At 67.4% G+C, this 13,227-nt stretch carries 9 protein-coding genes; 2 read left to right on the forward strand and 7 right to left on the reverse strand.

All coding sequences use genetic code 11. The annotated features are described in order from the left end of the window. Window positions 1-197: 197 nt before the first annotated feature. From GO592_RS29325 to glf, 6 genes are all read right to left on the reverse strand, one after another. A complete protein-coding gene (locus GO592_RS29325; protein WP_039951731.1) occupies window positions 198-1,208 on the reverse strand; it encodes an alpha/beta hydrolase in 1,011 nt (336 codons plus the stop codon). A 337-nt stretch (window positions 1,209-1,545) separates the two neighbouring features. Then, on the reverse strand, window positions 1,546-3,465 hold the full coding sequence (gene zomB, locus GO592_RS29330; RefSeq protein ID WP_039951729.1) for a flagellar motor control protein ZomB: 1,920 nt from the start codon (window positions 3,463-3,465) through the stop codon (window positions 1,546-1,548). A gap of 1 nt (window position 3,466) precedes the next feature. Further along, the gene (locus GO592_RS29335) at window positions 3,467-4,372 is read right to left on the reverse strand and encodes a decaprenyl-phosphate phosphoribosyltransferase (protein WP_005248842.1); all 906 of its coding nucleotides are present in this window, start codon (window positions 4,370-4,372) and stop codon (window positions 3,467-3,469) included. Beyond that, entirely contained in the window at window positions 4,369-4,887 is a 519-nt protein-coding gene (locus GO592_RS29340; RefSeq protein WP_005248843.1) for a phosphatase PAP2 family protein, read from the reverse strand. The genes GO592_RS29335 and GO592_RS29340 overlap by 4 nt, the downstream gene beginning before the upstream one ends. After that, window positions 4,868-6,784 carry a glycosyltransferase gene (locus tag GO592_RS29345; protein WP_007298321.1) on the reverse strand — a complete coding sequence of 639 codons (1,917 nt, stop codon included), beginning with the start codon at window positions 6,782-6,784 and terminating at the stop codon, window positions 4,868-4,870. The genes GO592_RS29340 and GO592_RS29345 overlap by 20 nt, the downstream gene beginning before the upstream one ends. Further along, the gene (gene glf / locus GO592_RS29350; protein WP_005260443.1) at window positions 6,781-7,998 is read right to left on the reverse strand and encodes a UDP-galactopyranose mutase; all 1,218 of its coding nucleotides are present in this window, start codon (window positions 7,996-7,998) and stop codon (window positions 6,781-6,783) included. Before glf ends, GO592_RS29345 begins: the two co-directional genes overlap by 4 nt. A gap of 147 nt (window positions 7,999-8,145) precedes the next feature. Between glf and GO592_RS29355 the strand changes: the two genes are divergently transcribed. Further along, window positions 8,146-9,270, forward strand: coding sequence for a glycosyltransferase (locus GO592_RS29355; protein ID WP_007298319.1), 1,125 nt, complete (start codon window positions 8,146-8,148; stop codon window positions 9,268-9,270). Here GO592_RS29355 and GO592_RS29360 read toward each other — a convergent pair. After that, window positions 9,267-10,841, reverse strand: a complete 1,575-nt coding sequence (locus GO592_RS29360) for a SpoIID/LytB domain-containing protein (protein WP_007298318.1) — start codon at window positions 10,839-10,841, stop codon at window positions 9,267-9,269. The two genes, GO592_RS29355 and GO592_RS29360, sit on opposite strands and share 4 nt — an antisense overlap. Window positions 10,842-11,077: 236 nt before the next feature. On the opposite strand from GO592_RS29360, the gene GO592_RS29365 reads away from it, so the two are divergent. Beyond that, the gene (locus GO592_RS29365) at window positions 11,078-13,216 is read left to right on the forward strand and encodes an N-acetylmuramoyl-L-alanine amidase (protein WP_039951727.1); all 2,139 of its coding nucleotides are present in this window, start codon (window positions 11,078-11,080) and stop codon (window positions 13,214-13,216) included. Window positions 13,217-13,227 lie beyond the last annotated feature (11 nt).

Genomic DNA, 13,227 nt, shown 5'->3' on the forward strand with positions numbered 1-13,227 from the left:
CCGCGCAGCGCTCGCTGCGCGGGTGGCGTCTCGACGGGATCACCTTACTGACAAAACGTTCCGTTGTGCACTCTCGGGGGAAGGGAATCCTGGGTTTGCCCTCACGTCCCCTCCGGCCGAGGACGCGCATTCCGGAGCGCACGACTGCCGCCCCGCCGGTGAGGCGGGGCGGCAGTCGTCACGAGGGTGGTGTCAGATCACCAGGCACCCAGGGTGTCCAGGATCTGGCCGCGTGCCTTCCACAGCTCGGCACCCCAGTACGGCCACGAGTGCGTGCCGTTGGCGGGGAAGTCGAAGGTGGCCGGCACACCGAGGGTGGCCAGACGCACCTGGAAGGCGCGGGTGTTGGCCAGGGCGAGAGCCTCGAGGCCCATGCCGTTGGCGGTGTTGTAGTAGTCGATCGGAGCGCGCGGGTGGTCGAACTCGCCGGGCAGACCGCTGGCAGCCGAGATGAACATCGACAGGCCGTTCAGACGCGGGGCGAACACGAACGGGTCGTTACGCAGCCACGCCGGGTTCCACGGCGGGCCCCACATCGCGTCGACGTTGTAGCGGCCGGCGTCGATCATCGCGACGCGGATCGCCTCACGCATGCCGGGAGCCGAGATGTTCAGGTACCCGGACAGCGAACCGGCGAACTTGAACTGGTCGCGGTGGTACGCGGCGAGGGTCAGGGCGGCACTACCACCCATCGACAGGCCGAGGACGGCGTTGTTGGTGCGCGAGACACCGTAGTTGGCCAGGAAGTCGGGCAGTTCCTGCGTCAGGAACGTCTCCCACTTGTACGTGACGGGCTGACCGTTGAAGTTGCTCGCCGAGTACCAGTCGGAGTAGAAGCTGGACTCGCCACCGACGGGCATGACCAGGGTCACGTTGTCGTTGCGGTACTGGTCGAACGCGTTGGTCTCGAAACTCCACGCGTTGCGGTCGTTGCGGGCGCGCAGTCCGTCGAGCAGGTACAGCGCGGCGCTACCGCCGCGGGCTGCCCACTGGACCTGGACCTTGATCGGTCCCATGGAAGAGGGAACCCACAGTTCCTCGTAGCCACCGGCCGGCGCGGTCTTGGCGGGACCCGCGTGCGTTGGTGCTGCTGCGGCGACGGCTCCACCAGCGATTCCTGCGCCCATAGGCAGTACCAGTGCGACGGCTCCGATGGCCATCGCACGCTGCTTGAGGCGCTGAGACAACCTCGGTCTGGCAAAACGCATGAATACTGCTCACTCTCTTCGTCTGCGGACTCCGCCACTGGGCGGCTCCGGCGGATTCCGTCGGGGAACAGGCGACCTGCCGGCCCGGGCATGAAGCCGGGTCGGCAGCGGACCTCTTCCAAGTCACACTGCGCTCGGTGGACTGTATGTCACACGAACTTCCCTGACAAACGCTCACGGAGCGCTTTCCAGGGAACTTCCCAGACCACCGTCACGATGACTCATCATCGACGTACATCGTCGCCGACAGTTCCAGCGTTACACAAACGAGATCTGATGTTCCGACATCGAGATCTACCCGGGACGCCCTGGTGACCCACGCCCCGCCCGGTTCGCCCTATTTGGCTGGTTCCGGGAACGGCGGCTCGAGATTGCACCGCTGAATTTCATATGCGGGCACTCGTTCGAATCGATAACTCGCGAAATGCAGCGCATCCTTGAAATTCTGCTTGAATCGCGGCCACGTCAGTTCCGACCGATACGACGTCAGCAGGTCCTGCGTCTCGGGGCACGTGAGCGCGACCCGCGCCTCGGTCACCCATTCCTCATCGAGGAATCCGGGCATCCACGGGTGCTTGTCGATCATTCCCGTGTCCACCACGACCCAGTCGGGGTACAGGTTCTTGTCGTGCCCGATACGGCCGTCGTCCAACCGCTCGGTGTGCGCCGCGAGCGGGTAGGCGAGACCCATCTGGTCCAGCACTCGCACGTCGAGACCGACGTTCATGCTCGTCATGCCGAGGTTCAGGAAGTACACCGTGTGGCCTGCGCCGCCGTCCGGGATCGGAAGGGGCGGAGGAACGACGAACCAGTACGTGTAATCGGCGGACGGGATGAGCAGGCCGCCGTCCGGGGTGTCCGAGATGGTCTGCACCATGGCGCGCATCCGCGGGTAGTCCAGATAATCGTCCGCGCGAATCGGGTGCGCATGACCGGTGTTGAGAACGTAGAAGGCGCGTTCGTCGACAATTCCGGAACGTCCGATAACGACACCTTCCGGCATTCCCGTCGTGTTCGACGCGAAAAACGCCCACACGACGGTGCCGGCCCACAGGAAAGCCATTGCGAGGAAAATCGACGATTCCCTATTACGCCCCCACGCCGCCCGGTCCGGAATTCGCACCGGAATTACGGCGACGGGAACGATGAAACAGAACAGAACGGGGAGAAGAACGCGGCCGTGCATGAAGTCGCCGCCGACGCGCAACGAGTACAGACCGAGGATCAGCCCGCTCGCGAGAATGAACACGACGACGGCATTCTGCGTCCGCAGCCATCCGCGCAGGCGCGTCAGTCGATTTCCTTCTGTGTGACGAACACCATCTTCGATGGACTTGTCCCGGCCGCGCCAGGCGATCACGGCGCCGGCGAACAGGAAGACCAGCGGTAGCCACAGCAGGTACGGGCCGAGCAAATTCCAGAGGTAGGCGAAACCCTGCGACCACTTGGCGCCGCCTGCGTCCTTCGACACCGCGGTGTTGGGGTACGGGAGGGCGTAGTAGCCCATGCGCCAGATCTGGTAGCCCACCGGAACGATGCCGGCGACGAACACCATCGCCACCCGCACCACCCAGGTGAGACCGGGAGCGAGGAAGATCATGGCCAGCGACAGCACACCCAGGATCGCCAGCTCGGGGCGCACGAGGGGCCCCATGCCCGCGATGAACGAGAGAACGAGCACCGAGGTGGTGGACGGAGCGGTGGCCTGACTCCATCGGACCAGCAGCAGCCAGAGCAGCGCGATCCAGAAGATGACCAGGCAGCTTTCGAGACCCGACGTCGCGAAGTCGCGGGCCGGGGGCACCGCGATGTACACGAGCACACCGGCGGGCATCAGCAACAGCGTGCCGCCGCCGGCGAAGGACCCACCGCGGTACAGGCGCGCGGTGCCGAACATGGCGAGCACGATCGCCGCCGTGGACAGGATCAGCGCGATCGTCAGGACGACGTATTCGAGCCGGGCCTGGGAGAGCCAGCTGAACGCGTAGACGATGTACGTCCACGCGGTGCTGGTGTTGGCCTCGACACGCTCACCCGAGTTGAAGACCGGACCGTTGCCTGCGAGGAGGTTGCGGACCGTGCGCAGCACGATCAAACCGTCGTCGGCAATCCATCGCCGTTCCCAGGCACCCCAGAACATCAGGAGAGCCGAGATGGCCACACCCCCGAGGAAGACCACCCTCGAGAGGATGGCCTTCCGGTGGCGTTCGGTGGTCCGCTCCGCGGCGGCGTCCGAGTCCTCGGCGCCTCCTACCAAGTCAGACGAGGTAGACAGCGACACCCACCACTCCGATCCAGGCAATCGCGAGGAGTTGGAGCACGCGGTCGCCCAGCGCGATCTCCTCGGGCTCCCCCGCCTCGCCGCCGTCGACGTCCACGGCGTAACGCAGGATCGCGATGGTGAACGGCACCATGGAGATGGCGTACCAGTTGGTGGCCTTCAGGTCGTCCTGCTGGAACGCCCACAGTCCGTAGCAGAGCACGACCGCGGTGGCGCTGAGCGTCCACACGAAACGCAGATACGTCGTGGTGTAGTTCTCCAGGGACTTGCGGATCTTCGCGCCGGTGCGCTCGGCGAGCTGCAGTTCGGCGTATCGCTTACCGGCCGCCATGAACAGCGAACCGAATGCCATGACCAGCAGGAACCACTGCGACAGCGCGATCTCGGCGGCCACACCGCCTGCGATGGCGCGCAGCAGGAACCCGGACGAGACGATGCAGATGTCGAGGACGGCCTGATGTTTGAGACCGAAGCAGTAGGCCAGCTGGATGCCGATGTAGACGGCCATCACGACCGCCAGCTGCCAGTTGGCGAGGAACGACAGGGCGATGGACCCGCCGAGCAGCACGACCGCCATGCCGAACGCCAGGTTGACGGGCAGCACACCGGCCGCGATAGGGCGGAATCGCTTGGTGGGGTGCGCGCGGTCCGCCTCGACGTCCATCGCGTCGTTGACGAGGTAGATGCCGGACGCTGCCATGCAGAACACCACGAAGGCGAGTGCGACGGGAAGCAGGACGTCGGATTCCGTCGCCGTGCCCGCGGCGACGGGAGCTGCGAGGACCAGGACGTTCTTGACCCACTGACGCGGGCGGACGGCCTTGACGATGCCTGCCGCCAGGGATGTCGGGGGTCCGGTGACGACGGCCGGTTCCTCGCTCATTTCTCTCCAAACTTCTGCTCGGCCTTCAGCACCGCGACCGCAGAGGCGGCCCCCAGGGCAGATCCGGCGAGCACATCGGTCGGGTAGTGCACTCCCAGAACGAGCCGGGAGAGCAGCATCGGCGGTACCAACAACGCAGGCAAGGGTAGCCCGGTGAGACGGCCGAGCAGCACGGCAGCCGCTGTCGTGGACGTCGCGTGCGACGACGGGAAGCTCAATTTGCTGGGCGTCGACACGTTGACCTGGATCGACGGGTCATTCGGCCGGGGGCGGCGGACGATGCGTTTGATCACGATCGAGGCCGCGTGGGCGCCGACCGCACCCACCGCGACTCCCGCCCACTGCCGGCGGCGAGGCTTGTCGAGTGCCGCGCCGATGCCGGCGACGGCCACCCACCCGAGGGCGTGCTCACCGAAGTGCGACATACCCCGGGCGGTCGAGACGACGCCGGGACGGCTCGCGATCGTCGACTGGACGGTGTGCAGGATCTGGATCTCACTGGATGCCGAAGACACGTTCCCACCTCTCTTTGCTGGTCAGGGCAGGAACGGCGTCCTGGTACTCGCGCTTGAGCTCGGGGAACCGCTGGGCCAGTTCACGGCGCAGCCGGATCGCTTCCTTCAGCAGCGCGAGCGCCAGCTTGGGGTTGCGCTTGCGGTAGACGACTCCTCGCCCGTCCGCGGTGGTGACGGTGACGCCGTCCACCTGGGACAGCAGGAACCACCGCGCGTCGATGGTGGGCACGTTGAGCTGGGGGCGCTCGTGGTGCTGCTCGTGCGCGGGCTTCACGTTGTGGACAAGGCCCTTGCCGAGACGCACGATCTTCGCGAGCGGGTTCGTCGGCAGGCCGACCGCGCCGACTTCCTCACCGGAGGGCAGCGGCAGGCTCGTCGACGACGGCAGCACGACGGCGTCCGGGTACTCCTTGCGCATCGCGTGGACGTTGCCGAGCGCGGTGGGGAGCAGTTCGAAGATGTGCTCGGGGCCCTGCAGGAAGTCGGCGATGGCCTGGTTCTGGATCGCGACAGTCGAGTACTCGAGGCACAGCAGGTGCTTGATCGTAGCCTTGACGGTGTTGATCACGAGTCCGCGGCCGTTGCCCGGCATGTGCAGGGCCGCGACGACGAGCCGGTTACGGAGGTGGAAGTACGCCTGCCAGTCGATGGCGTCGTCCTTGTCGCTCCACGCCATGTGCCAGATCGCGGCACCGGGCATGGTCACGGTCGGGTAGCCGGCATCCCGGGCACGCAGGCCGTATTCGGCGTCGTCCCATTTGATGAACAGCGGCAGCGGCTGACCGAGTTCCTCGGCGGCCTGCCGCGGGATCATGCACATCCACCAGCCGTTGTAGTCGACGTCGATCCGGCGGTGCAGCAGCCGGGAGTTCTCGCGGTCGCTGAGCGGGTAGCGGGAGAAGTCGTGGTCGTACTCGACGTTCGGGGCGGCCGTCCACATGAAGATGCTGCGGTCGACGACCTCGCCCATCGAGTGCAGGTGACTGCGCTCCTGGAGGTTCAACATCTGCCCGCCGACGAGCATCGGCGTCTTCGCGAACCGCGACATCGCGAGCGCGCGCAGGATCGAGTCGGGTTCGATCTCGATGTCGTCGTCCATGAACAGGATGTGCTGGCAATCGGTGGTCTTCAGCGCCTCGTACATGATCCGGCTGTAGCCGCCGGACCCGCCGAGGTTCGCTTGGTCGTGGATGGCCAGCCGGTCGCCGAGCGCTTCGGCCGCCTCCGTGAAGCCGGGCTCGTCCTTGACCTTGCGGGTGCCCTGGTCCGGGATGATGACGGCCTTGACCACGTCCATGACGAGTTCGTCGGACGCCAGCGCCGTCAGCGCCTTGACGCAGTCGGTGGGCCGGTTGAACGTGGGGATGCCGACGGCGACGGTGGCCTCACCGGGGGCGTCGACCGGCGCGTACCAGCCGGCGCTCTCGAGCACGACCTCGGTGTCGGTGGTGATGTCGAACCAGATCCAGCCGCCGTCCTCGAACGGGGCGAGTTCGATCTCGAACTCCAGCGCGGCGTCACCGTCCTGGAACTCGCGGCCTTCGACGTGGATGCGCGACGAGTCGGCCTTCGAGCGGTACACGTCGATGCGGCAGTGCCCCGACAGCTCGAGACGCAGCACCACGGAGTTCAGGGTGCTCCACCGGCGCCAGTAGCTGGCCGGGAACGCGTTGAAGTAGGTGCAGAACGACGCCTCCGCCTCGGCGCCGACCGACAGCGAGGTGCGCGAGAGCGAATGCGCGCGACGACTGTTGGTCTTCGCCTCCTCCAGGTAGAGGGTGCGGACGTCGAGCGGCTCGCCGGCACGCGGCAGGATCACCCGCTGCAGCAGCGACTTGCCCAGTAGCGGGGCGTCCTCGGTGACCTTCTCGGATTCGAGCAGATGTCGGGCGCTCATTCGGCATCCCCCACCAGGGCCGCACCGGATTCGAAGTGCGGACGCAGGGAGTTGTCGAACATCGACAGCGCGCTGGCGATCGCCATGTGCATGTCCAGGTACTGGTAGGTGCCGAGACGGCCGCCGAACAGAACCTGGTTCGACGCCATCTCCTCCTTCGCGCGGTCGCGGTAGGCGGCGAGCATCGCGCGGTCGTCGGGAGTGTTGATCGGGTAGTACGGCTCGTCCTTGCTCTCCGCGAACCGCGAGAACTCCCGCATGATGACCGTCTTGTCCTTCGGGTAGTCCCGCTCCGGGTGGAAGTGGCGGAACTCGTGGATCCGGGTGAAGGGCACGTCGGCGTCGTTGTAGTTCATGACCGGGGTTCCCTGGAAGTCGCCGGTCTCGAGCACCTCGGTTTCGAAGTCGAGGGTGCGCCAGCCCAGCTCGCCCTCGGAGTAGTCGAAGTAACGGTCGAGGGGGCCGGTGTAGACGACGGGGGCGTCGGGGCTCTCGGCGCGCAGGTCGTCGCGGACGTCGAACCAGTCGGTCTCGAGCCGGACCTCGATCTTCGGGTCCTTCGCCATGTTCTCGAGCCACGCGGTGTAGCCGTCGACGGGCAGGCCCTCGTACGTGTCGTTGAAGTAGCGGTTGTCGAACGTGTACCGCACCGGCAGGCGGGTGATGTTGCCCGCGGGCAGGTTCTTGGGGTCCGTCTGCCACTGCTTGGCGGTGTAGTCGCGCACGAACGCCTCGTACAGCGGCCGCCCGATCAGGGAGATCGCCTTCTCCTCCAAGTTGGACGCGGACGCCGAGTCGATCTCGCTGGACTGCTCGGCGATCAGCTTCCGCGCCTCGTCCGGGGTGAAGTAGCGCCCGAAGAACTGCGACACCAGGCCCAGCCCCATCGGGAATTGGTACGCCTGCCCCTTGTGCAGCGCGAACACGCGGTGCTGGTAGTTCGTGAATTCGGTGAACTGGGTGACGTAGTCCCACACCCTCTTGTTCGAGGTGTGGAACAGGTGCGCTCCGTACTTGTGGATCTCGATGCCGGTCTCGGGCTCGGCCTCCGAATAGGCGTTTCCGCCCAGGTGATGACGACGGTCGAGCACCAGCACACGCTTACCCAGCTGTGTTGCTGCACGCTCGGCGACGGTCAGTCCGAAAAATCCGGAGCCGACGACGATGAGGTCGTACCGGCCAGGGGCGGTTGTCTCTGGGGTTGCAGCGGTCACGATGAACCAGGGTAAGCGACTCCGCCGCCCGTGCGCGGCCAAGGGGGGCAAGGACCTCCTCGGCACGCACGAGGAGTTCTCCCTGTATTCACCGGTTCTGCAGACCTCGTTGTTCCCGCCGACGCGGCGATCGCGCTTCATGAGCGGGTGCGCATCGTCCAGCTGGCGAACTTCTACGGACCGCGGTCGGGTGGGCTACGCACCGCCCTCCACAACTGGGGTCAGGGGTACGTCGAACGCGGGCACGAGGTGGTCCTCGTCGTCCCAGGTCAGCGCGACTGCGAGGAGCTGCTGCCGAGTGGGGTCCTGCGGATCACGCGGTCTGCTCCCACCATCCCCGCGACCGGGGGTTATCGCGTGGTCAATCCGCGGCGGGTGGCCGACGTCGTCAGCGGTCTGCGACCCGACGTCCTGGAGGTGTCCGACCGGCTCACTCTGCGCGGTTTCGGGGGCTGGGCCCGCACCCGTGGGGTGCGCAGTGTGGTCGTGTCACACGAACGCCTCGACCGGCTGCTCGGCCAACTCGCTCCGCGCCGCGTGGCCCGCGGCTGGGCCGATGTCGCGAACCGCCGGATGGCCCGCAATTACGACGCCGTCGTCTGCACGACGGACTTCGCGAGCGAGGAGTTCACCCGGATCGGGGCCCCCAATCTGCACCGGGTCCCGCTCGGTGTGGACCTCACGATGTTCCATCCCGGCAAACACGACCAGGTGATGCGCGACTCGTTCGCCGACCCGGCGCAACGTTTCCTTCTGCACTGCGGCCGGCTGTCGGTGGAGAAACAGGTGGAACGGAGCATCGACGCCGTCCGGCTGCTGCGGCGGCAGGGCCACGACGCCCGGCTGGTCATTGCCGGCGACGGCCCGCGGCGTGAGGCGCTGCAGCACCGGGCCCGCGGGCTCCCCGTGCACTTCACCGGGTTCATCAGCGACAAGGGCCGCCTGGCGTCGCTGTTCGCGTCGGCTGACGTGTCGCTGGCGCCCGGACCGCACGAGACGTTCTGCCTGTCGGCGCTCGAGTCGCTCGCGGCGGGCACCCCGGTGGTCGCGTCACAGTCGTCGGCGCTCGCCGAGATCATCACACCCGGCTGCGGCGCCCTGGCCAGGGACCGGGGTCCCGCGTTCGCCGAAGCGGTGAGCGGCATACTCGCGATCCCCTCACGCACGCGCCGGGCGTCGGCCCGGCGGCGGGCCGAGGACTTCGGCTGGGGCGAGTCCGTCGACGGGATGCTCGCCGTGCTCGAGGGAACCGGTCCGCTCTGCCCGGCCTAACTGCCGCCCGTCGGTAACCACTCGCGCAGCACGCTGGCGTCGATCACCTGCGCGCCCAGCTTCTTGGTCCAGATGATGGTTCCGTTGGTGTACATCCGGAACTTCCCCGCCTCCGACGGCAGCATCATCTCGGGACCGATCGGCGCTCCCAGCGTGCTGTTGACGCCGCCGAGTTCCTTGTACTTCTCGGCGATCGGCGAACCCTCGGTGGTGCCGACGGTGTCCTCGTCCTCACCCGCGGACGCGAGGGTGGACTCGGGTTCGGGGGCGGAAGGCGGTGCGGGGACGCCGAGCCCGTCACCGACCGTGAACCAGTCGGACTTGAGTTTCAGCTTCGACCGCGCCTCGGCGCCCGTCGCCTCGGCGGTGCCCGAAGATCCGACCACCTTCACACCGGTGACGCGTCCGCCGTCGACTCCGAAGTTGTTGCGGGTGACCACCTCGAACGATTCGAGGTCTCCGACGTTGAACGCGGACGCGATGTCGCCCGCGGTGAGGGTCACCGTCCAGTCGTGGTTCGGTGACACGGTGTCGCCCTGGTCCTCGACGGCCGGGAACTCGCCGCCCGCGGTGTATCCGCCTGTGGACGAGGAGAATTCGGCGGCGACGGGCTTGTTGTCCTTCGCCAGGATGGTGCCCTTGGTGGAACGGACGGCGTCGGTGGTCCGCGGGTCTTCCTTCGCGGAACCCCCGTACACCTGGCAGCTCTGGGTGTCGCAGGTCTTCGCGTACTCTTCCCGGTTCTCGGCGGCAGCGTAGGAACGGGCCGCGACGGCCTGCGCCCGAAGCGCCTCGGCCCCACCGGTGTCGGCCCAGCCGGCTTTCGCCTCGGCGGGCACGACGCCCAGGAGGTAGTCGTCCATGTCGAGGACGTTGACGGTGCGGACGGCGGCGCCGTCGAGCGCGACCCCGAGCGCGCCGCGGTAGGGGGTGTCACCGGCGCACAGCTTCAAGTGCTCGTTCGCGGGACGGTCCGGGGTCAGGTCGACCGGGTCCACCCACGGATGGTCGGTGGCGTCCTGCCACAGGACCTCGCCGGCACATCCGCGCGTCACCACGACGTTGGCGCCGCCGTCGGCGGTCGGTGTGAGGTGGACGGCTTCTCCCGGTCCGACGGGCTTGCCGGCGACGACGGCGCCGGCGTCGGAGTAGACGTCGAGCGGCTGATCGTCACGTGCCTGCAGCCGGACGCTGATCTGTGCGTCGGCGAGGGTGCCGAGTGTGGTGCCGCCGTAGTAGTGGCCGAGGATGCGCTCGGCCGCCCATCCCTGATCTTTCGCGTATCCGTAGGCGCCCCACTGGCCCATCCCGCGGCCGTGGCCGTTGCCGTGCCCGGAGAGCGTGTACGGCGTGTCGGAGGCGACGGTTTCCCGGACGTCCTGGCCGGAGGAGCGCACGTGCACGACGACGCCGGTGACGGCTCCGACGACGAGGACGGGTGCGATGCCGAGCGCCGACGCGCGCAGAAGTCTGGCCGTGAATCCGCGCGGGGCTGGAGGGCCCGCGATGTACCGCCTCCTGCGGGTCCAGGCAGGTCTACCTGCACGAACCCCGAATTCGGTCTTCGCCATCACTGCACTCCTCATCGCTGAACAACGAGCGCTGAGACGGGGCGTGCACCTCGTCTCAGCGGGTCCGAGAAATTCGGGATAAAGTCTCAATGTAAGGTTGAGCGTTATGGACCTGTGTGACTAGTGTGGCAAGAGTGGTTGGAGTTAGCAACAACAGTCTCTTCAGTCACATGAGCATCACGAGTTGCAGACACGCGAGGTCGCTCGCAGGAAACTACAACTGAGGAGAGTCCCCCTTGCCGCACCGTCGACCGAAGCCCTCGATTGTCCTCGGGGCTGTCGCCGCTCTGGCTGTCGCAAGTCCCGTTGCGGTCTACGGCATCAGTAGCGCACCCTCCGACGTCAAATCCACGAACGAAACCTCCAACTCGGCAGTGTCCACCGAGATCGCGCAGGTCGTGCTGTCGCAGATTCCCGACATCGTGATTCCGATGAAGGAACTGACCGGGCTGAACCTGCCCGACGTCAACATCGGCGACCTCCGGAACCTGAAGATCCCGCCGTACCTCCACATCCCCAGCAACGTGCAGCTCCCGGGCGGATTCCAGATCCCGAACCTGCAGATCCCGCTGAAGCTCCCCGCCCCGGGCGACGTCTCCGACCCCGCGATCCTGCCCCCGGCCGATCAGCAGCCCGGCACGATCGTCAAGGAACTGTCCCGCGACACCCCGTTCAGCATGGTGGCGCTCACCTCCGAGACCCTCGCGTCCGCGGAGTCGAAGGTCCGGGCGCTGCAGGCCGACGGAACGTGGGGACAGTGGGTCTCCCCCGACATGATCGACACGCGTCGCACGGACAAGACGGCGTCGGACGGCAAGGTCGCCACCGAACCCGTCTACGTCGGGCTGACGAAGGCGATCCAGATCCTGACCCCCACCTCGATCCCGGCACCGGCAGGCGCACCCGCGCCCGACGCGGTGCCCGCTCCCGCCCCGGCACCCGCAGCCCCTGCTCCCGCCGCGGACGGGGCCGCACCGCTCGGTTACACCCCTGCCGCCGTCAACACGCCGTTGCGGCAGCAGCCGGCACGCGCGGGCGCCGACGACGTCACGGCCGTGCTCATCGAACCGGGCAGTGGTCCCGGCGACGCGACGCTCGGCGACATCGCGAGCCCCCTCGACAGCGGCGGTCCCAAGGTCATCAGCCGCCAGCAGTGGGGCGCCGACGAGTCCATCCGGTGCCAGGACCCCGATTACGACGACTTCATCGGCGGCGCCACCGTGCACCACACCGCGGGAGCCAACGACTACTCGAAGGCCGAATCGGCCGAGATCGTCCGGGCGATCTACGCGTACCACGCGCAGACGCTCGGCTGGTGCGACATCGGATACAACGCACTGGTCGACAAATACGGCCAGATCTTCGAGGGTCGCGCAGGCGGTCTCGACCGTCCGGTCCAGGGCGCGCACGCCGGCGGGTTCAACGAGAACACCACCGGAGTCGCGATGATGGGCGACTTCTCGTCCGAGGATCCGCCGCAGGTCACCCTCGACGCCGTCGGCAAGTTCCTGGGCTGGAAGCTCGGCAAGGCCGGACTCGACCCACTCGGTGAGACGACGATGTACTCCGAGGGCACCGAATTCACGCCCTACGCGGAGGGTGAGGCCGTCGATCTCCCGGTGATCTTCGCGCACCGCGACGTCGGCAACACGTCCTGCCCCGGAGACGCGGCGTACTCACATATGGACGAGATCCGGCAGATCGCGGCGGCCAACCTCGGCGGCGGCAACGCGTCGCTGGCTTCGGACGCACCCTCGGGTGAGGCTCCGGCGCCGTCCGGCGGTCCCGGCACGGACGCCAGCGCCGGCCTCGGCGCCGGAATCCCCGCCCTGGTCAACGAACTGCTGCGGCTCACCGACCCGTCGCCGGTCGCCCAGAAGTGGGTGGCGGAAGGCGGCGATACCGGCCGGCTCGGCCAGGCCATCACCGGACTGCTGCAGGCCAAGGCCGGTAACTCGGGCGCACAGTTCGCCAACGGCGCCATCTTCACCTCGCCAAACGGCGGTGTGTGGGCGGTCCTCGGACAGATCTTCAAGACGTGGCAGAACCTCGGAGCCGACAACGGCGAACTGGGCCTGCCGACCAGTGACGAGTACCCGATCCCGGGCGGTCTGCGCACCGACTTCGAGAACGGTTCGCTGATCTTCAACGAGATCACCGGCATAGTCACCAAGGTGTTGAAGACCTACAACGACACCTACGCGGAGGCCTACAAGAACGGTGCCCGGGTCGATGCCGCGGCCCCCGTCGCACCGCCCGCGGACCCGGCTCAGGTTCCGCCCGCTCCGGCCGAGCCCGCTCCGGCTCCGGCACCCGAACCGGCTCCCGCGCCCGCTCCCGCTCCCGTCGAACCGGCACCGGTTCCGGCCGGCTGATCGGGTTTCAC

The organism is Rhodococcus sp. 21391, assembly GCF_016772255.1.
GTDB lineage: Bacteria > Actinomycetota > Actinomycetes > Mycobacteriales > Mycobacteriaceae > Rhodococcus_F > Rhodococcus_F opacus.

What these genes read in the sequence shown, in the direction of transcription:
- GO592_RS29325 (WP_039951731.1), bottom strand. Translation starts at nt 1,208, where the DNA reads ATGCGTTTTGCCAGACCGAGGTTGTCTCAGCGCCTCAAGCAGCGTGCG.
- GO592_RS29335 (WP_005248842.1), bottom strand. Translation starts at nt 4,372, where the DNA reads ATGAGCGAGGAACCGGCCGTCGTCACCGGACCCCCGACATCCCTGGCG.
- GO592_RS29345 (WP_007298321.1), bottom strand. Translation starts at nt 6,784, where the DNA reads ATGAGCGCCCGACATCTGCTCGAATCCGAGAAGGTCACCGAGGACGCC.
- GO592_RS29360 (WP_007298318.1), bottom strand. Translation starts at nt 10,841, where the DNA reads ATGGCGAAGACCGAATTCGGGGTTCGTGCAGGTAGACCTGCCTGGACC.